Source organism: uncultured Rhodospira sp., from assembly GCF_937138205.1.
Taxonomy (GTDB): Bacteria; Pseudomonadota; Alphaproteobacteria; order Rhodospirillales; family Rhodospirillaceae; genus Rhodospira.
Genome location: NZ_CAKZOT010000041.1, coordinates 1 through 18,847, shown reverse-complemented (window position 1 = coordinate 18,847; position 18,847 = coordinate 1). Strand labels below are relative to the sequence as shown.

The 18,847-nt window shown below is 66.9% G+C and carries 29 protein-coding genes; 1 reads left to right on the top strand and 28 read right to left on the bottom strand.

The features are described 5' to 3' along the window. Positions 1 to 3 precede the first annotated feature (3 nt). Positions 4 to 2,136 (top strand): tetratricopeptide repeat protein, encoded by a 2,133-nt coding sequence (locus Q0309_RS04770; protein ID WP_299438019.1) that lies wholly within the window; start codon positions 4 to 6, stop codon positions 2,134 to 2,136. Between the two features lie 105 nt (positions 2,137 to 2,241). Here the strand turns inward: Q0309_RS04770 and Q0309_RS04765 are convergent, their stop codons facing one another. The 28 genes from Q0309_RS04765 to rpsJ all read right to left on the bottom strand — a co-directional run bounded on the left by Q0309_RS04765 (position 2,242) and on the right by rpsJ (position 18,421). Beyond that, a complete protein-coding gene (locus Q0309_RS04765) occupies positions 2,242 to 2,904 on the bottom strand; it encodes a VPLPA-CTERM sorting domain-containing protein (protein WP_299438017.1) in 663 nt (220 codons plus the stop codon). Positions 2,905 to 3,380: 476 nt separating this feature from the next. Continuing rightward, the gene (rplQ, locus tag Q0309_RS04760; RefSeq protein ID WP_299438015.1) at positions 3,381 to 3,806 is read right to left on the bottom strand and encodes a 50S ribosomal protein L17; all 426 of its coding nucleotides are present in this window, start codon (positions 3,804 to 3,806) and stop codon (positions 3,381 to 3,383) included. Positions 3,807 to 3,944: 138 nt separating this feature from the next. Then, on the bottom strand, positions 3,945 to 4,961 hold the full coding sequence (locus Q0309_RS04755) for a DNA-directed RNA polymerase subunit alpha (RefSeq protein WP_299438031.1): 1,017 nt from the start codon (positions 4,959 to 4,961) through the stop codon (positions 3,945 to 3,947). A gap of 227 nt (positions 4,962 to 5,188) precedes the next feature. Continuing rightward, positions 5,189 to 5,578: a 30S ribosomal protein S11 gene (rpsK, locus tag Q0309_RS04750; protein ID WP_299438012.1), complete on the bottom strand. Its 390-nt coding sequence runs from the start codon at positions 5,576 to 5,578 to the stop codon at positions 5,189 to 5,191. A 184-nt stretch (positions 5,579 to 5,762) separates the two neighbouring features. Continuing rightward, positions 5,763 to 6,131, bottom strand: a complete 369-nt coding sequence (gene rpsM / locus Q0309_RS04745; RefSeq protein WP_299438010.1) for a 30S ribosomal protein S13 — start codon at positions 6,129 to 6,131, stop codon at positions 5,763 to 5,765. A 179-nt stretch (positions 6,132 to 6,310) separates the two neighbouring features. Continuing rightward, complete coding sequence (locus Q0309_RS04740; RefSeq protein WP_299438008.1) at positions 6,311 to 6,973, bottom strand: adenylate kinase; 663 nt, start codon at positions 6,971 to 6,973, stop codon at positions 6,311 to 6,313. Beyond that, a complete protein-coding gene (secY, locus tag Q0309_RS04735; protein ID WP_299438006.1) occupies positions 6,970 to 8,412 on the bottom strand; it encodes a preprotein translocase subunit SecY in 1,443 nt (480 codons plus the stop codon). Before secY ends, Q0309_RS04740 begins: the two co-directional genes overlap by 4 nt. Positions 8,413 to 8,582: 170 nt before the next feature. After that, complete coding sequence (gene rplO, locus Q0309_RS04730) at positions 8,583 to 9,071, bottom strand: 50S ribosomal protein L15 (protein WP_299438004.1); 489 nt, start codon at positions 9,069 to 9,071, stop codon at positions 8,583 to 8,585. A 49-nt stretch (positions 9,072 to 9,120) separates the two neighbouring features. Further along, positions 9,121 to 9,327, bottom strand: a complete 207-nt coding sequence (rpmD, locus tag Q0309_RS04725; protein ID WP_299438002.1) for a 50S ribosomal protein L30 — start codon at positions 9,325 to 9,327, stop codon at positions 9,121 to 9,123. Between the two features lie 6 nt (positions 9,328 to 9,333). Further along, complete coding sequence (gene rpsE / locus Q0309_RS04720) at positions 9,334 to 10,020, bottom strand: 30S ribosomal protein S5 (RefSeq protein WP_299438000.1); 687 nt, start codon at positions 10,018 to 10,020, stop codon at positions 9,334 to 9,336. Positions 10,021 to 10,052: 32 nt separating this feature from the next. After that, on the bottom strand, positions 10,053 to 10,415 hold the full coding sequence (rplR, locus tag Q0309_RS04715) for a 50S ribosomal protein L18 (RefSeq protein ID WP_299437998.1): 363 nt from the start codon (positions 10,413 to 10,415) through the stop codon (positions 10,053 to 10,055). Between the two features lie 16 nt (positions 10,416 to 10,431). Further along, complete coding sequence (gene rplF, locus Q0309_RS04710) at positions 10,432 to 10,965, bottom strand: 50S ribosomal protein L6 (protein ID WP_299437996.1); 534 nt, start codon at positions 10,963 to 10,965, stop codon at positions 10,432 to 10,434. 17 nt (positions 10,966 to 10,982) lie between these two features. After that, complete coding sequence (gene rpsH, locus Q0309_RS04705; RefSeq protein ID WP_092780554.1) at positions 10,983 to 11,381, bottom strand: 30S ribosomal protein S8; 399 nt, start codon at positions 11,379 to 11,381, stop codon at positions 10,983 to 10,985. Between the two features lie 12 nt (positions 11,382 to 11,393). Beyond that, a complete protein-coding gene (rpsN, locus tag Q0309_RS04700; protein WP_299437989.1) occupies positions 11,394 to 11,699 on the bottom strand; it encodes a 30S ribosomal protein S14 in 306 nt (101 codons plus the stop codon). Positions 11,700 to 11,718: 19 nt separating this feature from the next. Continuing rightward, a complete protein-coding gene (gene rplE, locus Q0309_RS04695; RefSeq protein ID WP_299437987.1) occupies positions 11,719 to 12,261 on the bottom strand; it encodes a 50S ribosomal protein L5 in 543 nt (180 codons plus the stop codon). 10 nt (positions 12,262 to 12,271) lie between these two features. After that, positions 12,272 to 12,589 (bottom strand): 50S ribosomal protein L24, encoded by a 318-nt coding sequence (gene rplX, locus Q0309_RS04690; protein ID WP_299437985.1) that lies wholly within the window; start codon positions 12,587 to 12,589, stop codon positions 12,272 to 12,274. Continuing rightward, positions 12,589 to 12,957, bottom strand: a complete 369-nt coding sequence (gene rplN, locus Q0309_RS04685; protein WP_299437983.1) for a 50S ribosomal protein L14 — start codon at positions 12,955 to 12,957, stop codon at positions 12,589 to 12,591. The genes rplX and rplN overlap by 1 nt, the downstream gene beginning before the upstream one ends. Positions 12,958 to 13,011: 54 nt before the next feature. After that, complete coding sequence (rpsQ, locus tag Q0309_RS04680) at positions 13,012 to 13,254, bottom strand: 30S ribosomal protein S17 (RefSeq protein ID WP_299437981.1); 243 nt, start codon at positions 13,252 to 13,254, stop codon at positions 13,012 to 13,014. A 14-nt stretch (positions 13,255 to 13,268) separates the two neighbouring features. Then, positions 13,269 to 13,493, bottom strand: coding sequence for a 50S ribosomal protein L29 (rpmC, locus tag Q0309_RS04675; protein ID WP_299437979.1), 225 nt, complete (start codon positions 13,491 to 13,493; stop codon positions 13,269 to 13,271). 6 nt (positions 13,494 to 13,499) lie between these two features. Further along, positions 13,500 to 13,913: a 50S ribosomal protein L16 gene (gene rplP, locus Q0309_RS04670; protein WP_299437977.1), complete on the bottom strand. Its 414-nt coding sequence runs from the start codon at positions 13,911 to 13,913 to the stop codon at positions 13,500 to 13,502. A 44-nt stretch (positions 13,914 to 13,957) separates the two neighbouring features. Further along, positions 13,958 to 14,629 (bottom strand): 30S ribosomal protein S3, encoded by a 672-nt coding sequence (gene rpsC / locus Q0309_RS04665; RefSeq protein WP_299437975.1) that lies wholly within the window; start codon positions 14,627 to 14,629, stop codon positions 13,958 to 13,960. Further along, positions 14,629 to 15,009 carry a 50S ribosomal protein L22 gene (rplV, locus tag Q0309_RS04660; RefSeq protein WP_299437973.1) on the bottom strand — a complete coding sequence of 127 codons (381 nt, stop codon included), beginning with the start codon at positions 15,007 to 15,009 and terminating at the stop codon, positions 14,629 to 14,631. Before rplV ends, rpsC begins: the two co-directional genes overlap by 1 nt. A gap of 2 nt (positions 15,010 to 15,011) precedes the next feature. Beyond that, positions 15,012 to 15,290 (bottom strand): 30S ribosomal protein S19, encoded by a 279-nt coding sequence (gene rpsS / locus Q0309_RS04655; RefSeq protein WP_299437971.1) that lies wholly within the window; start codon positions 15,288 to 15,290, stop codon positions 15,012 to 15,014. 12 nt (positions 15,291 to 15,302) lie between these two features. Continuing rightward, entirely contained in the window at positions 15,303 to 16,139 is an 837-nt protein-coding gene (rplB, locus tag Q0309_RS04650; protein ID WP_299437969.1) for a 50S ribosomal protein L2, read from the bottom strand. A 4-nt stretch (positions 16,140 to 16,143) separates the two neighbouring features. After that, positions 16,144 to 16,458 (bottom strand): 50S ribosomal protein L23, encoded by a 315-nt coding sequence (locus tag Q0309_RS04645; RefSeq protein WP_299437967.1) that lies wholly within the window; start codon positions 16,456 to 16,458, stop codon positions 16,144 to 16,146. Beyond that, entirely contained in the window at positions 16,455 to 17,075 is a 621-nt protein-coding gene (gene rplD, locus Q0309_RS04640) for a 50S ribosomal protein L4 (protein ID WP_299437965.1), read from the bottom strand. Before rplD ends, Q0309_RS04645 begins: the two co-directional genes overlap by 4 nt. 5 nt (positions 17,076 to 17,080) lie before the next feature. Further along, a complete protein-coding gene (gene rplC / locus Q0309_RS04635) occupies positions 17,081 to 17,887 on the bottom strand; it encodes a 50S ribosomal protein L3 (protein ID WP_299437963.1) in 807 nt (268 codons plus the stop codon). A 225-nt stretch (positions 17,888 to 18,112) separates the two neighbouring features. Then, complete coding sequence (gene rpsJ, locus Q0309_RS04630) at positions 18,113 to 18,421, bottom strand: 30S ribosomal protein S10 (protein ID WP_184433970.1); 309 nt, start codon at positions 18,419 to 18,421, stop codon at positions 18,113 to 18,115. Positions 18,422 to 18,847 lie beyond the last annotated feature (426 nt).

Here is an 18,847-nt window from a genome sequence, read left to right as displayed (position 1 = left end):
TCAATGCAAGTATTGTTGCGGTTCTCGTGGGCGATCGACATGCGCGGATGGAACCTGCCCTATTCTTGGTGGCGCTTTCGGGCCTTGCCCGGGACCATACTGTCCCTGTGTGGTCTGTTGGCCGCCTGCGCCGTCCCGGCCGATGGCTTCCTGGCGCGCGGACTGGCAGACCACCGCTACATCGAGGGCGCGCGGCGCAATCTCGAAGGCCAGCCCGAGGCGGCATTTGAGGCCTGGGCGCAAGCGGCGGCGGCCGGCCACACCAAGGCCCAATTCCAGCTCGCCCACCTGTACGGCTCGGACACCCTCGGTCCCCGCGACCAGGAAAAAGCGTTGGCCCTGGCGCGGCAGGCGGCGGCCGACGGATTCGCCCCCGCGGCGCATTATGTCGGCATGAGCCTGCTGTACGGCTGGGGTGGCCTGGACAAGGACCCGGCGGCGGCCGAACCCTTCCTGCGCCGGGCGGTGGCGGCGGACATTGGCCGGGCGCGCGCCGACCTGGGGACGCTACTGCTCGACCGCGCCGAGGACGGCCACGCGGGTGCCCGCGCCGAGGGCTTGGCGTTGCTCGAACAGGCCGTCGCCGAGGACGAGCCGGTGGCCCAGTTCCGCCTGGGCGAAGCCCTGATCGACGGGCGGCACATGGCGCGTGATCCGGGCCGGGCCACCCATCTTCTGACGGCGGCGATGGAGGCCGGCGAATACCGCGCCGCGCTCCCCTTGGCGCGGATGCGGATCTTGGGCGACGGCGGGCCGGTCGACCGGGCCGCCGGGCTGGCCCTGCTGGAGCGGATCGAAACGGAGGCCCCGGCGCACGTCAAGGTCACGGTAGCACGGGCATTACTGGACGCCGACGACGCCCTGCCCCACGACCCCCGCCGCGCCCGCCGGTTGCTGGAGGACGCCGCCGACGCCGGCCGCATCACCGCCCACACCGCCCTGGGCAAGCTGCTGGCCGAGGGGGCGGACGGTGTTGCGCCCGATCCGGCGGCGGCGGTGGCCCATCTGCGCACCGCCGCCGAGGCCGGCAACGGCGAGGCCACGCGCTACATGGGGCGCCTGCTGGAGCACCAGGGACGCGCCGACGAGGCGCTGGCCTGGTTCGTCGAGGCCGCCGCGCGCGGCCACGCGCACGCGGCGGTCGAGGGCGCGCGCCTGCTGCTGGCGCGCGGCGACGGGGCGTCGGCGCGGCGGGCGCTGTCCTTGCTCGGCGAGGTGGCCGCCACGCACGCGCCGGCGGCGATGCAACTGGCCCGGCTGGCGCGGGACGGTCTGCCGAGCGTGCTGCCAGCCGATCACGCCACGGCGCGATCCTGGTTACAGCATGTGCGGGCGACCGGCTCGGGAAAGGCGGCGGCGCAGGCGACCAAAGACCTCGCCCGCATGGTGCTGCGGGGTCATGGCGGCCCGCCCGACCCGGTCGCGGCGGTGGCGCTGTTCCGCGCGGCGGCGGCGGCCGGGCACGGTTGGGCGGCGTTGGAGCTGGGCCGGCTGTACGAGCGCGGCGCGGATCCGGTGGCGCCGGACCCGGCGCGGGCCTGGCACTGGTACCGCGAGGCCGCCGCGCGTGGCGTCGCCCAGGCGCACACCGCCCTGGGGAAGATGCTGCTGGCGGAGGACCGAGCCGGGCCGGACACGCTGCGCCAAGCGTTCGCCCATTTTCGCACGGCGGCGGCGGGCGGTCATACCTGGGCGCTGTACGAGGCGGGCAAAGCGGCGGAGCGCGGCGCGGCGGGACAGCCGGGCGATCCGGCCGTGGCGCTCGCCTGGTACCAGCGCGCCGCCGCCCACGGCGTGGATGCCGCCCCCGGCGCCATCGCCAGCCTGTACGAACGCGGGCTGGGTGTGCCGAAGGACGAGGCCAGGGCGCTAGCGCTGTATCACCGGGGCGCGCGGGCGGGCAACGCCTGGGCCGCCTACAAGGTCGGGGCCTTCGTCGCCGAGGGACGCGGCACGCCGGCCGACCCGGACGCCGCGCGGGCGTGGCTGCTGCAGGCGCGGGCGGATGGGGTAGCCCAGGCGGCGGACATGCTGGCGCGGCTGGAGCGCGGCGAGGTGGGGCCGTTCGGTCGCGAGTCGGGTGGTACCGACGGCCCCCGCCTGCGCATCCCGATCAAGCCGTCGGGACGACAGTGACGCGTTGGCAGGGGCGACACGCACCGGGCGGATCCGTCATCCCGGACCCGCCCGTCGGTCATCGTGCACTCATCGTGGACAACGGCCTCGAAGGAAACCCCGCCTTCAGGCGGCGGCCGCCTTGGCGCCCTTCTTGAGCCACCGGCTACCCGCCAAGCCGCCCAGCGCCGTCAGCATGAACCACACGGCGGCGGGAAGGGGGACGGCGGGCACCTCGTACTCGATCTGACTCACGCGCCAGTCGTCGCTCGCGCCGTCGGCCAACGCTTCGAAACGGATCGCACCAATTCCATCGTTACCAAACGGAAACGGGTTTTGGGGATCATCCACCGCTACAAGCACGTCATTCACATAGATATTCCAATCGTCGTTCGTCTCATCGGAGCAGAAAAACCAGAAGCACGACTCTTCGTTATTCGCCGTGAACCATACGTTGATAAGATTCACAGCCCGGCTGAACTCGAAAAGCAAGGAATCGTTGGACCATTCTCCATCAACCTGCGGGTCCTCCCATGCGTTGTTGAGCACCCCCAACCCCTCAGAAGTATGATCGATCGTCGGTTCAACGGGACCCCAACCCGGAATAAAATCCCAAGAAGACTTCGCTGTAACGGTCAATGTGACGCCATCGCCAAGAATAACACTGCCCGATTCCAACCCATGCAGCCCGCTGAAGCTGGCATCGCCCAAGTCGATCATCGCCGCGTTGGCAACGGATGCGCCCGCAAGCATGGCCGCACCGGCCATCAATCCCACCATGGTTTTCATGTTACTGCTCCCCGTTTTCATGCGTACGGCCCAACCTTGCCACCGTCGGCATTGGACCCCGTCTCGTCTTCCGAACGCCGTCCCAACGCACCGCCGCACATCGGGCCATTCAGGTGAGATGCGCCCGTCGCCGGTTTGGCCAGACGCACACCCAGAAACTTTGGCTGTATTCAGATTCAACAACTACCAGAGACACGCCCTGCCCTCAATCCGCCTTTGGGTGGATTTTATGCAAACCATCCTTTCGGTGGACCCTGGCAGGCTCGATACCGAAACGACCCAGGCTGCGCCCCTACGCTGCCTCCACCAGATGGTGGAGGTGCCCGCTCGGGAAACGATAGGTGCCGCCGTTCGACCCCTATTTTTGGGACAGACGCAAGAAAGAAAGGGCCGCCTCTCGCCAAGGCGGCCCCTTCGTTTCGGTTCCTCGCACAGAGGCACCGGCGCGGCAACAGTGCCGCACCGGCGCTGGAGTCTCACTCCTCGTCGTCGTCCTGGCCGCGGTTTTCCCAGGTCGGGCCGGCGTCGGTCGCCTTGGCGTCGGGATCACGGTCCACCAGTTCGATAACCGCCATGGGGGCCGCGTCGCCGTAGCGGAAGCCGGCCTTCAGCACGCGGGTGTAGCCGCCCGGGCGGGACTTGTAGCGATCGGCCAGGGTCGAGAACAGTTTGGCCACCACCGCCTCGTCGCGGATGGCGGAAAACGCCTGCCGGCGGGCGTGCAGGTCGCCGCGCTTGCCCAGCGTGATGAGCTTTTCGGCCACCGGCCGCAGTTCCTTGGCCTTGGGCAGCGTGGTCGTGATCTGCTCGTGCTTGAGCAGCGACAGGGCCATGTTGGCGAACATCGCCTTGCGGTGGCTCTTGGTGCGGCTGAACTTGCGGTGCGCCATGCCGTGTCGCATGGGGCGGCTCCTTTCACGTCTGGGCTTCGCGCGCGAAGCGGATCACGGGACCCGCCACCACCCGCCGCCCAGGGGAACCGGCGCGGCGCGATGACTTGGCGGGGGTGGCCCGGGGTGGGCCTAAAAGCGAACCTGAAATCAGTACGGCTCTTCCAGCTTCTTCGCCAGGTCCTCGATGTTCTCCGGCGGCCAGTTGGGGATTTCCATGCCCAGGTGCAGGCCCATCTGGGAGAGCACCTCCTTGATCTCGTTCAGCGACTTGCGGCCGAAGTTCGGGGTCCGCAGCATCTCCGCCTCGGTCTTCTGCACCAGATCGCCGATGTAGATGATGTTGTCGTTCTTCAGGCAGTTGGCCGAGCGCACCGACAGTTCCAGCTCGTCGACCTTGCGCAACAGGTTCTTGTTGAACGGCAGATCCTCGTCCTCGCGCTCCATCGGCGCCATCTGCGGCTCGTCGAAGTTGATGAAGAGCTGCAACTGGTCCTGAAGGATCCGCGCCGCCAGCGCCACGGCGTCGTCGGGGGCGATGGAGCCGTCGGTCTCGACCTGCATCGACAGCTTGTCGAAGTCGGTCACCTGACCGACGCGGGTGTTCTCGACCTTGTAGGAGACCCGGCGCACCGGACTGAAGATCGCGTCGATGGGAATCAGGCCGATCGGCGAGTCCTCCGGCCGGTTCATCGGCCCGGGCACATAGCCCTTGCCGGTGCTGACCGTCAGTTCCATCGTCAGGGTGGCGCCCTCGTCCAGGTGGCAGATCACCAGGTCGGGGTTCATGATGTCGATGTCGGCGCTGGTCTCGATCTGGCCGGCGGTGACGGGCCCCGGGCCGGTGGCCTTCAGGGACATGCGGCGCGCGCCTTCGACCTGCATCCGCACGGCGATGGCCTTGATGTTCAGGATGACGTCGGTGACGTCCTCGCGCACGCCGGGGATCGACGAGAACTCGTGCAGCACGCCCTCGATCTGGATGGCCGTCACGGCCGCCCCCTGCAGCGAGGACAGGAGCACGCGACGCAACGCGCTGCCCAGGGTGATGCCGAACCCGCGTTCCAGCGGCTCGGCCACGACCGTGGCGAGGCGGCGCGGATCGGCCCCCGGCTGGACGTTGAGCTTGTTGGGCTTGATCAACTCCTGCCAGTTTTTCTGGATCAACGACATGGCGGTTTCCTGCGAGCGGAGTGAGCGGGCAAAGGCGGATGCGCGACGGCGGACACCCTTGGGGCGGCGGGGCGGGGCGGCGTTCTCCGGGGCGACACGGGACGGCCGAGACCCGAATGCACATCGGACGGGATCCGCGCCGGACCTGCGGCGGGATCCCGCATCGCGAAGGCCGGCACGCGCGGACGGGCGCGCGGCCCCTGATCCCGGTGGTCCGAAGCCTAGACGCGACGCCGCTTGCGCGGGCGGCACCCGTTGTGCGGAATCGGCGTCACGTCACGAATGGCGGACACCGTGAAGCCCACGGCCTGCAGGGCGCGCAAGGCCGATTCGCGGCCCGATCCCGGCCCCTTGACCTGGACCTCAAGGGTCTTCATGCCGTGTTCCTGGGCCTTGCGGCCGGCATCCTCGGCGGCCACCTGGGCGGCGTACGGCGTCGACTTGCGCGACCCCTTGAAGCCCTGGGAGCCGGACGACGACCAGGAAATGGCATTGCCCTGAACGTCCGTGATGGTGACTTTGGTGTTGTTGAAGCTGGCGTTCACGTGCGCGATGCCGGAGGTGATGTTCTTCCGTTCGCGGCGCTTCGGCCTCGCTGCTGGTTTGGCCATGACCCTGTCCTGTCTTCGGATGCGTCGCTAACGACGTGCGATGGGGAGTGCTAAAAACGCGGGGGCTGGCCACGTGGCGCGTCATCCGCCGGACGCCAGTAAGGCCACCGCGAATGCCCGCCAGACGGTCCAAGCCGACCGCGAAGCCGCCCCGGATGCCGCCCCCAATGACGGGTTCTTACTTCTACTTCTTCTTGCCGGCGATCGGCTTGGCCGGGCCTTTACGCGTGCGCGCGTTGGTGTGCGTGCGCTGGCCCCGCACCGGCAGCCCCTTGCGGTGACGCAGGCCGCGATAGCAGCCCAGGTCCATCAACCGCTTGATGTTCATGGCCGTCTCGCGCCGCAGGTCGCCCTCGACCTTGTAGTCGTTGTCGATCAGCTCACGGATGCGCTGGATCTCATCCTCGCCCAGATCGTTGACCCGACGCCCCCAGTCGACCCCCAGGCTTGTACAAATCTGGCTGGCCTTGGTGCGGCCGATCCCGTAAATGTACGTCAACGCGACGCCGACGGGCTTTCCGCTCGGAACATTCACACCCGCAATTCGTGCCAAGGTCCGCTCTCCTCAATCCAACAAACGAAAGCCCGGCCCCGCCCGTCAATGGTGGGGCCGAAAACAACAAAGACTGTCCCGGGGCAACGGCAACCGCCAAGGGCGCGCATTATAGAAAGCCGAAGCCCCCTGTCAACCACTGAGTCACGCCGGACGCGCCCGAGTCTACAGGCCCCGACCTACACACCCAGGACCCGCTCCATCTCGGCGGTCACCTCGTCCATGCTCCGGGTCCCGTCGACCAGCTTCAGGAGCCCGCGTTCCTCGTAAAACGGAAGCAACGGTTCCGTCTGTTCGTGGTAGGACGCGAGCCGATCCTTGACCGTCTCTGGCGAGTCGTCTGACCGGCGAATGAACTCCGTGCTGCCGCAATGATCGCACACGCCTTCCACCTTCGGGCGGTGGAAACTGTCGTGGTAGTTGGCCTTGCACGCGGCACAGAAGAACCGGCCGGTGATCCGTTCCATCAGCATCTCGTCCGGCACCCGCACCTCGACGACCGCGTCCAGGGGCGTGCCCTTCTCGGCCAGGAGGCGTTCCAGCGCCTCGGCCTGACCGAGCGTGCGCGGCACCCCATCCAGAATGAAACCGTTGGCGGCGCAATCGGGCTGTTCCAGCCGTTCGCCGATCACCCCCATGATCTCGTCGTCGGAGACCAGCTTGCCGGCATCAAGGATGGCCTTCACACGCTGGCCCAGGGGCGTGCCGTCGGCGATGGCCTTGCGCAGGATGTCTCCGGTCGAGAGCTGACACCACCCGTGCTTGGTCTCCAACCGCTTCGCCTGGGTCCCCTTGCCTCCGCCCGGCGGGCCCAACAGGACGATCCGACGCGCCTCGCTCATCCCCGTTTCCCTCTCAACTTGGATTTCTTGATCAGGCCCTCGTACTGATGGGCCAACAGGTGACTCTGGATCTGCGCCACCGTGTCCATGGTGACGGTCACCACGATCAGCAGGCTGGTGCCGCCGAAGTAGAACGGCACGCCCACCTCGGCGATCAGATATTCAGGCATGACGGAGATCGCCACCAGGTACAACGCCCCCACCGCCGTCAACCGCGTCAGCACGTAGTCCAGGTACTCCGCCGTGTTCTTGCCCGGCCGGATGCCCGGCACGAAGCCGCCGTACTTCTTCAGGTTATCGGCGGTATCCTCCGGATTGAAGACGACCGCCGTGTAGAAGAACGCGAAGAAGATGATGAGGCCGGCGTAGAGCGCCATGTACAGGGGCTGGCCGTGGCCAAGCAGGGGCAGCAGATCCGTCACGAAGGACCCGGCCGTCTCCATGACCTGATTGAGCACGCCCATCCAGCCTTCGCCGGCCGCGCCGCCCGCGTCCGTCTCGGCGGCGGCGGTGTTGGCGGCCGCCCCGCCCCCGGTCGCGCCGCCGAAGTTGGCGATGGTCACGGGCAGCAGAAGCAGCGAGCTGGCGAAGATGGGCGGGATCACGCCAGGCGTGTTGATCTTCAGCGGCAGGTGCGAACTCTCGCCGCCGAACATCTTGTTGCCGCGCTGGCGCTTTGGATACTGCACCAGGATGCGCCGCTGAGCCCGCTCGATGAACACGATGAACGCGATCACGGCCACGGCCATCACCAGCAGGCCGACGATGACCACCGCCGACAGGGCGCCCGTGCGGCCCAGTTCCAGGGTACTGGCCAGGGCCAACGGCAGGTTGGCCACGATGCCCGCGAAGATGATCAGCGAGATCCCGTTGCCGACGCCGCGCGCCGTGATCTGCTCGCCCAGCCACATCAGGAACAGCGTGCCGCCCACCAGGGTGATCACGGTGGTGAAGCGGAAGAACCACCCGGGGTCGATGACCGCCGCCACGCCGCCGGACGAGGCGCTTTCCAGGCCGATGGCCACGCCATAGGCCTGCAACGCGGTGATGAAGACTGTCAGGTAGCGCGTGTATTGGTTGATCTTCTTGCGCCCCGATTCGCCTTCCTTCTTGAGCTGTTCCATGCTCGGACTGATCGCCGTCATCAACTGCATGATGATGGACGCCGAGATGTACGGCATGATGTTCAGCGCGAAAATGGTCATGCGCGACAACGCGCCGCCGGCGAACATGTCGAACATGCCGAGGATGCCGCCGCCCTGCTGCTCGAAGAACGCCTCCAGCCCCGCCGGATCGATACCGGGCAGCGGAATGTAGGTTCCCAGCCGATAAACGATGAGCGCACCCAGCGTGAACCAGATGCGCTTCTGCAGTTCGGTGGCCTTCGCGAGGACCCCAAAGTTCAGATTGGCGGCGAGTTGTTCGGCGGCGGACGCCATGTTCTTCTCCCAAATCCGCGGGCGGCGCGACCCTGCGCCGGTCCCTGCCCGACCCGCGCCCTGTCCATGCCTGATGCGTGAGGGCGGGGATTACACCCGCTTCGGGCCGGCGGCGCAAGCCCCGGCGGGACCCGGACCCCCGGCCCCCGACACGACGCGCCGCCGCCGGATTACGCCTCCGCCGGGGCCGGACCGGTCAGGCCGGTCACGGTCACCGTCCCGCCCTTCGCCTCGACCACCTCGCGCGCCTTGGCCGACGCGCCGGTGACGGTGATCGTCACGGCGCTGGTCAAGTCGCCATCGGCCAGGAGGCGCACGCCGTCCAGCACCCGGCCAACCAAACCGGCCTCGACCAGCTTGGCCTCGTCGATCGGCTGGCTGGCGTCCAGTTTGCCGGCGTCGATGGCTTTTTGGAGGCGGCCGAGGTTGACCTCGGAGAACGTCTTTTTGAACCGGGCGTTGGTGAAGCCACGCTTCGGCAGGCGCCGGTAGAGCGGCATCTGGCCGCCCTCGAAGCCCTTGATGGAGACACCGGTGCGCGACTTCTGCCCCTTCTGCCCCTTTCCAGAGGTCTTGCCGGTGCCGGAGCCGATGCCGCGACCGATCCGCTTGCGCGTCTTGGTCGCGCCCGGATTGTCACGCAGGTCGTTCAGTTTCATGGTCGCAGAATCCCTCTCGCAAACGGTCGCGCGAATGGGGCCGGTCCGATCAGACCGGCTCCACCTTCAGCAGGTGCTCGACCTTGCGGATCAAGCCGCGCACAGACGGTGTGTCCGCCAAAACGCGCGAGCGGTGCATCTTGTTCAGGCCCAGCCCGATCAGGGTGGCGCGCTGGTCGGCCTTGCGGCCGATGGGGCTGCGCACCTGGGTCACCCGGACCTGGGCACCGGCGGGCGCGGCGGTCTCGTTGGCCATCGTTCCTTACTCCGTAGCAGCGGCCGCGGACGCCGCGTCCGGCTCCGCCGCCTGCGCGGCGGCGGCGGCCTGGGCCGGCGAAGGCCCGCCCTCGCGACGGCCGATGATGTCGCCCACCTTCTTGCCCCGGCGCGCCGCCACCTGGCGCGGCGAGTACGAATTGCGCAGGGCGTCGAAGGTCGCCTTGACCATGTTGTACGGGTTGGTGGTGCCGTTGCACTTGCCCACCACGTCCTGCACGCCCATGGTTTCGAACACCGCGCGCATCGGCCCGCCGGCGATGATGCCGGTGCCGGCCGGAGCGGCGCGCAGGGTGACGCGCCCAGCGCCAAAGTGGCCCTTGATGTCGTGGTGCAGCGTGCGCCCCTCGCGCAGGGGCACGCGGATCATGGTGCGCTTGGCCTGATCGGTGGCCTTGCGGATGGCCTCCGGCACCTCACGCGCCTTGCCGGTGCCGAAGCCGACGCGGCCCTTGCCGTCGCCGACCACCACCAGCGCCGCGAACGCAAAGCGCCGGCCGCCCTTGACCACCTTGGCCACGCGGTTGATGTGGACCAGTTTGTCCTTGAACTCGTCGTCGCGATCCTCGCGGCGATCACGGTCGCGGTCTCCGCCACCGCGCTGCCGCCCGCGGTCGCGATCGCCGCGTTCGCGGTCTCCGCCACCGCCCCGTTCGTTGGGATTGCGTGCCATATCGTTTTGACCTTTCCCTCGACCCTCGGTGTTCAGAACTGCAGGCCGCCTTCGCGGGCGGCATCCGCCAGGGCCTTGACACGGCCATGGTACAGATAGCCACCGCGGTCGAAGACCACCGAGCCCACGCCCTTGGCCACCGCCCGTTCCGCCAGCAGCTTGCCCACCGCCTCGGCCGCGGCCTTGTCGGCCCCGGTCTTCAGGCTGGCGCGTACGTCCTTTTCAACGCTGGACGCGGCGGCGATGGTCTGGCCGGCGATGTCGTCGATCACCTGGGCATAGATATGCTTCGAGGACCGGAACACCGACAAACGGGGACGGCCCCGGGCCTTCTTGCGGAGCGCGTAGCGGACCCGGCCGCGCCGACGCTCGAACAGCTTCTTCGCTGACGTCATAACCCGTATCCCCGCCTTACTTCTTCTTGCCTTCCTTGCGCAGGATGCGCTCGTCCGCGTACTTCACGCCCTTGCCCTTGTAGGGCTCCGGCGGACGGAAGCCGCGCAACTCCGAGGCAACCTGGCCGACCCGCTGCTTCGAGGCCCCGGAGATCTCCACCTGGGTGGGCGCCGGCGCGACGATCTTCAAATCGTCCGGGATCGGATAGATGATGTCGTGGCTGTAGCCCAGCGACAGAACCACGTTCTTGCCCTGCACCTGGGCCTTGTAGCCGACACCGACCAGTTCGAGCTTTTTGGTAAAGCCCTCGCCGACACCCTTGAGCACATTGTTGATCTGTGCCCGGGTGGTGCCCCAGTGCATACGGGACTGCTTGTGGTCGCTCTTGGGCTTGACGACGATCCGGTCGTCCTCGAGCGTGGTTTCCACCTCGTCCGAGCAGCGATAGGTCATCTCGCCAAGCTTGCCCTTGGCCGTCACCACGTTGTTCGTGACCGTCACGGTCACGCCCTTCGGTACGGCGACGGGATATTTTCCGACACGTGACATGGGTTCGTCCCCCTCGCCTAAAACACTTTGCAGAGGACTTCGCCACCCACGTTCGCCGCGCGCGCCTCGGCATCACTCATGACGCCGCGCGGCGTGGAGAGGATGGAAATCCCCAGGCCGTTGTAGACCTTGGGCAGGTCCTTGATTTTCGAATAGACGCGCCGGCCGGGCCGCGAGACCCGGGCGATCGTGCGGATCGCCGGCGAGCCCTCGTGGTACTTCAGCTCGACCACCAGTTCGTCCACGCCCTTGCGGACGTTCGCCCGCGAATAGCCGCGGATGAAGCCCTCGCGCTGGAGCACGTCCAGCACATTTTCCCGCAGCTTCGAGGCCGGGGCGTTCACTGTCGCCTTGCGCGCCTGCTGTCCGTTGCGGATGCGGGTGAGCATGTCACCCAAAGGATCACTCAGAGCCATGGGCCACCTTCCTCACCAACTCGACTTGACCATGCCGGGAATCTGCCCCTGCGAGGCCAGATCCCGCAGCATGACACGGCCCAGACGGAACTTGCGGTAGACCGAATGCGGCCGCCCGGTCAGTTCACAGCGGTTCTTGATGCGCACCTTCGACGAGTTGCGCGGCAGCTTTGACAGCTTCATGACCGCCTCGAACCGGTCCTCGGGCGAGGCCTCCTGGTTCTTGATGATGGCCTTCAACTCCGCGCGCTTGGCGGCCTTGGCCTTGACCATGCGCTCGCGCTTCTTGTTGCGCTCGACGGCACTTACTTTCGCCATGGTATTCGTCTCCAAGCGCCTATTTCTGGAAGGGCATGTTGAACCCTTCCAGAAGGGTTCGTGCCTCGTCGTTCGTCTTGGCCGTGGTGCAGATCGTGATGTTCATGCCCCGCATCTTGTCCACTTGATCGTAGTTGATCTCGGGAAAGACGATCTGTTCCTTCAGGCCCATGTTGTAGTTCCCGGCCCCGTCGAAGCCGTTCGCCGGAATCCCACGGAAGTCACGCACGCGCGGCAGCGCGATGTTGACCAGGCGGTCCAGGAACTCGTACATGCGCTCGCGCCGCAGCGTCACCTTGCAGCCCACGACCATGCCGTCGCGCACCTTGAACTGGGCGATCGACTTTTTGGCGCGGGTGATGATCGGCTTCTGGCCGGCGATCGCCGTCAGGTCCTTGACCGCGCCCTCGATCAGCTTGCGGTCCTGCGAGGCCTCGCCGACGCCCATGTTGATGACGATCTTGTCGAGGCGCGGCACCTCGAACCGATTCTTGTAGCCGTGCTTGCTCGTCAACGCCTCGCGAACCACGGTGTCGTAATGCTCTTTCAGCCGTGCGGTCATCGTCGCCTCCTCAGACATCAATGACCTCGCCGGAGCGCCGTGCGAAGCGCACCTTGCGGCCATCCTCAAGCACCTTGAAGCCGACGCGGGTCGGTTCGTAGTCCTTCGGGTCCTCGATCATCACGTTGGAGACGTGAATCGGCGCCTCCTTCTCGATGATGCCACCCTGGTTGGTCTGGGTCTGGCGCGTGTGGCGCTTGACCATGTTGACACCCTGCACGATCACCCGGCTCTCGGCCGGCAGCGCCTTCAGCACTTCGCCGCGGCGCCCCTTGTCGCGGCCGGACATGACCACGACCTTGTCGCCCTTCTTGATCTTGGCGGCCATTACAACACCTCCGGCGCGAGCGAAATGATCTTCATGAACTTCTTCGCGCGCAGCTCGCGAGTCACCGGGCCAAAGATACGCGTGCCGATGGGCTCGTTCTGCTTGTTCAGCAGAACGGCGGCGTTGCTGTCAAAGCGGATCGCCGAGCCGTCCGGCCGCCGGATTTCCTTGGCCGTGCGAACGATGACCGCGCGGTGCACGTCGCCCTTCTTGACGCGGCCGCGCGGAATGGCCTCCTTGACCGAGACCACGATGACGTCGCCCACGCTTGCCGTCATGCGTTTCGATCCGCCCAGGACCTTGACGCACATCACCCGGCGGGCGCCGGAATTGTCGGCGACGTCCAGGTTGGTCTGCATCTGAATCATGGTCAGTATTCCCTAAAAGTGTCCGCGAAACGGTTACACACCTTGCGGCGCGTCCTATTCCACGGGGGAGTCTTGCACGACTTCCCAGGTCTTGCGCCGCGAAATGGGGGCGCATTCCCGAATCCGCACGATGTCGCCGACCTTGCACTGGTTGGCTTCGTCGTGCGCGGCGAACTTCTTCGATCGCCGGATGAACTTCTTGTAGACCGGGTGCATGAAGCGACGCTCGACCTTGACGACGATGGTCTTGTCGTTCTTGTCGCTGACGACCACACCCTGAAGGATCCGCCTCGGCATGTGTCCTGGTCTCCCTACGCCTGGGCGCCGGCGGCGCGGGCCTTCGCGGCCTGGATGGTCTTGATGCGCGCCACGTCACGGCGCACCTTGCGGACATGAGCCGTGTCGGCCAGTTGCCCCGACGCGGCCTGAAAGCGCAGGTTGAACTGCTCCTTCTTCAACTCGACGAGCTTGTCGCGAAGCTGATCCGGGCTCATCTGCCGCAAATCCTCGGCGCTCGTTCCCTTGACCTTGGCCATGGTTCCCTACTCCCCGATCCGCGCGACGAACTTGGTCTTCACCGGCAGCTTGGCTGAGGCCAGCTCGAACGCCCGACGGGCGACCTCCTCGGAGACGCCGTCCAGCTCGAACATGATGCGGCCGGGCTTGACCTTGGCCACCCAGTACTCGGGCGAGCCCTTACCGGAGCCCATGCGCACCTCGGCCGGCTTCTTCGACACCGCCACGTCCGGGAAGATCCGGATCCAGAGCCGCCCCTGGCGCTTCATGTAGCGCGTGATGGAGCGGCGCGCGGCCTCGATCTGGCGCGCGGTGATGCGCTCCGGCTCCAGGCACTTCAGGCCGTAGGCGCCGAAGTTCAGCGCCGTGCCGCCCTTGGCCTCGCCCTTGATGCGGCCCTTGTGAAACTTGCGAAACTTTGTTCGTTTCGGACTCAGCATTTCCTATCGCTCCTTCAACCCAAGACCGGGCGGGCACCCCGCCCTCAGCGCGGCGTGTCGCCGCGCCGCTTGTCCTGGGCCATGGGGTCGTGCTCCAGGATCTCGCCCTTGAAGATCCACACCTTGACGCCGCAGCTGCCGTAGGTCGTCTTGCCGGTCGCGGTGCCGTAGTCGACGTCGGCGCGCAACGTATGCAGGGGCACCCGGCCCTCGCGATACCACTCGGTCCGCGCGATCTCGGCGCCGCCCAGACGGCCGCCACAGTTGATCCGGATGCCCAGCGCGCCCAGGCGCATGGCGTTCTGCACCGCGCGCTTCATGGCGCGGCGGAACGCCACGCGGCGTTCCAGCTGCTGGGCGATGTTCTCGGCGACCAACTGCGCATCCAGCTCCGGCTTGCGGATCTCGACGATGTTCAGGTGCACCTCGTTGCCGGTCATCTGCTGCATTTTCTGGCGCAGCTTCTCGATGTCCTGGCCCTTCTTGCCGATCACCACGCCCGGACGCGCCGTGTGGATGGTGATGCGCGCCTTCTTGGCCGGCCGCTCGATGATGATGCGCGACACCCCGGCCTGCGTCAGGCGCTTCTTGAGGTAGTTGCGGATCATCAGGTCCTCGTGCAGCAACGAGGCGTAGTCATGGTCGGAATACCAGCGCGAGTCCCAGGTGCGGTTGATGCCCAGGCGCAGCCCGACCGGATTGACCTTCTGTCCCATTATGCCAACTCCTCGCGCTCACGCACCACGATGGTCAGGTTCGCCCACGGCTTGATGATCTTGCCCACGCGGCCGCGCGCCCGCGCGTGCCAGCGCTTCATGACCAACGCCTTGCCCACGAAGGCCTCCTTGACGACCAACTGATCGACGTCGAGATCGTGGTTGTTCTCGGCATTGGCGATGGCCGATTCCAAAACCTTCTTGACCTCGACGGCGATGCGGCGCTTCGAGAAGGACAACTCCGCCAGCGCGCGATCGACTGGCATTCCGCGAATAGACGCGGCCACCAGGTTCAGCTTGCGCGGGCTGGTGCGGATCATGTGCGAGACCGCCTGGGCCTCTGTGTCGTCAAGACGACGCGCGGCGGATATCTTGCCCATGGTTACTTCCTTTTCGCCTTCTTATCGGCGGCGTGTCCGTAATAGGTGCGGGTCGGCGAGAACTCGCCGAGTTTATGCCCCACCATGTTTTCGGTCACCAGCACCGGCACGAACTTCTGCCCGTTGTAGACCCCGAACGTGAGGCCAACGAACTGCGGCAGGATGGTCGAGCGGCGCGACCAGGTTTTGATCACCTCGTTGCGGGTCGAGGCGCGGGCCGCCTCGGCCTTCTTGAGAAGGTAGCCGTCGACAAACGGACCTTTCCAAACGGAACGTGTCACGAGCGGCCTCCTTTACTTCTTCTTCGCCTGATGGCGGCTGCGCATGATCAGCCGATCCGTCTGCTTGTTGTTGCGGGTCCGCTTGCCCTTGGTCGGCTTGCCCCACGGAGTCACCGGATGACGGCCACCCGAGGTGCGGCCCTCGCCGCCGCCGTGCGGGTGATCGACCGGGTTCATGACGACGCCGCGCACATGCGGACGCTTGCCCATCCAGCGCTTGCGGCCGGCCTTGCCGAGCTTCTGGTTGGTGTTGTCCGGGTTGGACACGGCGCCGACGGTGGCCATGCACTCGCCCCGCACCAGCCGCAGTTCACCCGACGACAGGCGCAGCTGAGCGTAGCCCTGGTCCTTGCCGATCAACTGGGCGTAGCAGCCGGCGGAGCGCGCCATCTGCCCCCCCTTGCCGGCCTTCAGCTCGACGTTGTGGACAATGGTGCCCACCGGCATGGACCGCAGCGGCATGGCGTTGCCCGGCTTGATGTCGGCCTGGGTGTCGGAGATCACCGTATCGCCCACCGCCAGACGCTGCGGCGCCAGGATGTAGGCCAGCTCGTCGTCGGCGTAGCGGATCAGGGCGATGAAGGCCGTGCGGTTCGGATCGTATTCCAACCGCTCGACGGTCGCCGGTACGCCAACCTTGCGCCGCTTGAAGTCGACCATACGGTAGCGCCGTTTGTGGCCGCCACCCCGGTTCCAGGCGGTCGTGCGCCCCTGGTTGTTGCGCCCGCCCGACTTCGTCAGACCCTCGGTCAGGCCCTTGACCGGCTTGCCCTTGTGCAACTCGCTGCGGTCCACCAGGACCAGGTTGCGCATTCCCGGGGTGACCGGATTGAACTGTTTCAGCGCCATCGGATCAGACTCCCACGCCGATGTCGATGGAATGGCCCTCGGCCAGCGTCACGATCGCCTTCTTGACGTCCGACCGCTTGCCGATCGTGCCCCGGAAGCGCTTCACCTTGCCCTTCTGGATCAGGGTGTTCACCGCCGTGACCTTGACGTCGAACACGCCCTCGATCGCCTGCTTGATCTCCGGCTTGGTGGCATCCAGCGGCACCTTGAAGGTGACCTGATTGAACTCCGCGCCCATGGTCGCCTTTTCGGTGATCACCGGCGCGCGGATGATGTCGTACATCCGCGCCTTGTCGATGGTTGTCGCCGCCTTGCTCATTTCAGGCGCTCCTGCAGATGGGTCAGCGCGTCCTTGGTCAGGACCAGGGTGTCGCGGCGCAGGATGTCGTGCACGTTGGCGCCCTGCTGCGGCAGCACGTCGATGCCAACGATGTTGCGCGCGGCGCGCGAGAAGTTCTCGTTCGGCTCCGGACCGTCGATCACCAAAGCGCTGCTCCAGCCCAGAGCGGCCAGCCGCGCGGCCAAATCCTTGGTCTTGCCGGTCTCGGAGGTGGCGGCGTCCAGCACCACCAGCTTGTTGTCCGCCAGCTTGGCCGACAGCGCCGTCTTCAGCCCCAGGGCTCGCACCTTCTTGGGCAGGTCATGCGCGTGCGAGCGCACCACCGGACCGAACACCGTCTGGCCGCCGCGCCACTGGGTGGCCCGGCGCGAACCCTGGCGGGCGCGGCCCGTGCCCTTCTGCTTGAAGGGTTTGGCCGTCGTGCCGCTGATTTCGCTGATGCCCTTGGTCTTGTGGGTGCCGGCCTGGCGCTTGGCCAGTTGCCAGCGCACCACGCGATACAGGATATCGCGGCGCACCGGCACGCCGAAGACGGCTTCGTCGAGGTCGACGCTGCCGGCCGGCTGATTGTCCAGCGTGATGACGTCGTGCTTCATGACCCTCAGCTCTCCTTGCCGGCGTCGTCGCCGTCGCTCACCTGTGCATCCTCGGCGGGCGCATCCTCGGCGGGCGCATCCTCGGCGGGCGCGTCCTCGACGGGCGCATCCTCGACGGCTGTTTCTTCCGGCGCCGCCTCGGCCTTGATGCCGGCCGGCGTGGGCACGCCGTCCGGCAGCGCCTTCTTCAGGGCGTCGGAAATCTCGACCCAGCCGCCCTTGGCCCCAGGCACCGCGCCGCGCACCATGACCAAGCCGCGATCCTCGTCGACGGTCACCACCTCCAGGCTCTGCACGGTCACCCGCTCGAAGCCCATGTGGCCGGCCATCTTCTTGCCCTTGAACACCTTGCCGGGGTCCTGGCACTGGCCGGTGGAGCCCAGCGAGCGGTGGTTGATGGACACGCCGTGCGTCATCTCCAGGCCGCGGAAGTTGTGCCGCTTCATGGCGCCAGCGAAGCCCTTGCCGATGCTGGTGCCGACCACGTCGACATACTGGCCGGCCACGAAGTGTCCCGCCGACAGCTCGGTACCCGGCGGCACCAGGCAGTCGTCGGAGACGCGGAACTCGACCAGGTGCTTCTTCGGTTCGACCCGGGCCTTGGCGAAGTGGCCGCGCATGGCCTTGGAGGTGTTCTTCACCTTGGCGCGGCCGGCGCCGAGCTGCACCGCCACATACCCGTCCTTATCGCGGGTGCGGTTGGCCACCACGTGGCAGTCCTCGACCCGCAGCACGGTGACCGGCACGTGCACGCCCTCGGCGTCGAACAGCCGGGTCATCCCGACTTTCTGGGCTATCAGACCGGAACGCATTGTCTTCTTCCTCAATCCTGGATCCATCCCCTGCCGGAGGTGGATCTTGGCGATTCACGGGGGACCGTTTCGCGTCGCGTCATGTCGTGTCGCGTCATGTCGCGGGAGTGTCTCGCGCCGTCGCCCGCGCGGAACGGACCGACGGGAGAGCCATGGGGCGACCCCGACCGGACCCCACGGGTTGCCGACCGGCGAACACCCCACCGCGACGGGACGTGCCCGCGCCTAGAGCTTGATCTCCACGTCCACGCCGGCCGCCAGATCCAGCTTCATCAAGGCATCCACCGTCTGCGGCGTCGGATCGACGATGTCCAGCAGGCGCTTGTGAGTGCGGATCTCGAACTGCTCGCGCGACTTCTTGTCGATGTGCGGCGAGCGGTTGAGCGTGAACTTCTCGATCCGTGTCGGCAGCGGGATCGGCCCGCGCACCTGTGCCCCGGTCCGCTTCGCCGTGCCCACGATCTCGCGCGTGGACTGGTCCAGCACGCGATGATCGAACGCCTTCAGGCGAATACGGATATTTTGACTGTCCATCATGGTTATGGTCCGACCCAAGTCTGATCCAGTGCAATGACGCCTTCGAACCGGCCCGCACAGCGGCACCGGCGGAACCGGCGAACGTCCGGCCCCTGTCTGTCCGGCGCCTTCCCGTGACCCCCCGGGGGTTCGCCGAACGCTTCAAGAAGAACACGAAAAGAAAAAAGAACGGGTCCTGTTTCTTTCGGTGCTCTGACCAAACCCGGCGCGGCGTGGGGTCCGCCGTCCGGAACTGCTACCACCGGACCACCCGACCTGGGGTCGGATCACGGCCGGTCTTGGGGCAAGGATGGGACCGGACGCGCAAAACCAGCAGCCGGCCGTTCCCATCCTCGTGTCATCCGCATCGGACCATGGGACCCGCAGGTCCGCCCGGCGCGGCGCGCGCCCCTCCCTACTCGATGATGTTGGCCACCACGCCGG

Bases quoted from the DNA above. Each gene is read 5' to 3' on its own strand.
- Q0309_RS04770 (WP_299438019.1), top strand. From the start codon at position 4: ATGCAAGTATTGTTGCGGTTCTCGTGGGCGATCGACATGCGCGGATGG.
- Q0309_RS04765 (WP_299438017.1), bottom strand. From the start codon at position 2,904: ATGAAAACCATGGTGGGATTGATGGCCGGTGCGGCCATGCTTGCGGGC.
- rplQ (WP_299438015.1), bottom strand. From the start codon at position 3,806: ATGCGACACGGCATGGCGCACCGCAAGTTCAGCCGCACCAAGAGCCAC.
- rpsK (WP_299438012.1), bottom strand. From the start codon at position 5,578: ATGGCCAAACCAGCAGCGAGGCCGAAGCGCCGCGAACGGAAGAACATC.
- Q0309_RS04740 (WP_299438008.1), bottom strand. From the start codon at position 6,973: ATGAGCGAGGCGCGTCGGATCGTCCTGTTGGGCCCGCCGGGCGGAGGC.
- secY (WP_299438006.1), bottom strand. From the start codon at position 8,412: ATGGCGTCCGCCGCCGAACAACTCGCCGCCAATCTGAACTTTGGGGTC.
- rplO (WP_299438004.1), bottom strand. From the start codon at position 9,071: ATGAAACTGAACGACCTGCGTGACAATCCGGGCGCGACCAAGACGCGC.
- rpmD (WP_299438002.1), bottom strand. From the start codon at position 9,327: ATGGCCAACGAGACCGCCGCGCCCGCCGGTGCCCAGGTCCGGGTGACC.
- rpsE (WP_299438000.1), bottom strand. From the start codon at position 10,020: ATGGCACGCAATCCCAACGAACGGGGCGGTGGCGGAGACCGCGAACGC.
- rplR (WP_299437998.1), bottom strand. From the start codon at position 10,415: ATGACGTCAGCGAAGAAGCTGTTCGAGCGTCGGCGCGGCCGGGTCCGC.
- rplF (WP_299437996.1), bottom strand. From the start codon at position 10,965: ATGTCACGTGTCGGAAAATATCCCGTCGCCGTACCGAAGGGCGTGACC.
- rpsH (WP_092780554.1), bottom strand. From the start codon at position 11,381: ATGGCTCTGAGTGATCCTTTGGGTGACATGCTCACCCGCATCCGCAAC.
- rpsN (WP_299437989.1), bottom strand. From the start codon at position 11,699: ATGGCGAAAGTAAGTGCCGTCGAGCGCAACAAGAAGCGCGAGCGCATG.
- rplE (WP_299437987.1), bottom strand. From the start codon at position 12,261: ATGACCGCACGGCTGAAAGAGCATTACGACACCGTGGTTCGCGAGGCG.
- rplX (WP_299437985.1), bottom strand. From the start codon at position 12,589: ATGGCCGCCAAGATCAAGAAGGGCGACAAGGTCGTGGTCATGTCCGGC.
- rplN (WP_299437983.1), bottom strand. From the start codon at position 12,957: ATGATTCAGATGCAGACCAACCTGGACGTCGCCGACAATTCCGGCGCC.
- rpsQ (WP_299437981.1), bottom strand. From the start codon at position 13,254: ATGCCGAGGCGGATCCTTCAGGGTGTGGTCGTCAGCGACAAGAACGAC.
- rpmC (WP_299437979.1), bottom strand. From the start codon at position 13,493: ATGGCCAAGGTCAAGGGAACGAGCGCCGAGGATTTGCGGCAGATGAGC.
- rplP (WP_299437977.1), bottom strand. From the start codon at position 13,913: ATGCTGAGTCCGAAACGAACAAAGTTTCGCAAGTTTCACAAGGGCCGC.
- rpsC (WP_299437975.1), bottom strand. From the start codon at position 14,629: ATGGGACAGAAGGTCAATCCGGTCGGGCTGCGCCTGGGCATCAACCGC.
- rplV (WP_299437973.1), bottom strand. From the start codon at position 15,009: ATGGGCAAGATATCCGCCGCGCGTCGTCTTGACGACACAGAGGCCCAG.
- rplB (WP_299437969.1), bottom strand. From the start codon at position 16,139: ATGGCGCTGAAACAGTTCAATCCGGTCACCCCGGGAATGCGCAACCTG.
- Q0309_RS04645 (WP_299437967.1), bottom strand. From the start codon at position 16,458: ATGAGCAAGGCGGCGACAACCATCGACAAGGCGCGGATGTACGACATC.
- rplD (WP_299437965.1), bottom strand. From the start codon at position 17,075: ATGAAGCACGACGTCATCACGCTGGACAATCAGCCGGCCGGCAGCGTC.
- rplC (WP_299437963.1), bottom strand. From the start codon at position 17,887: ATGCGTTCCGGTCTGATAGCCCAGAAAGTCGGGATGACCCGGCTGTTC.
- rpsJ (WP_184433970.1), bottom strand. From the start codon at position 18,421: ATGGACAGTCAAAATATCCGTATTCGCCTGAAGGCGTTCGATCATCGC.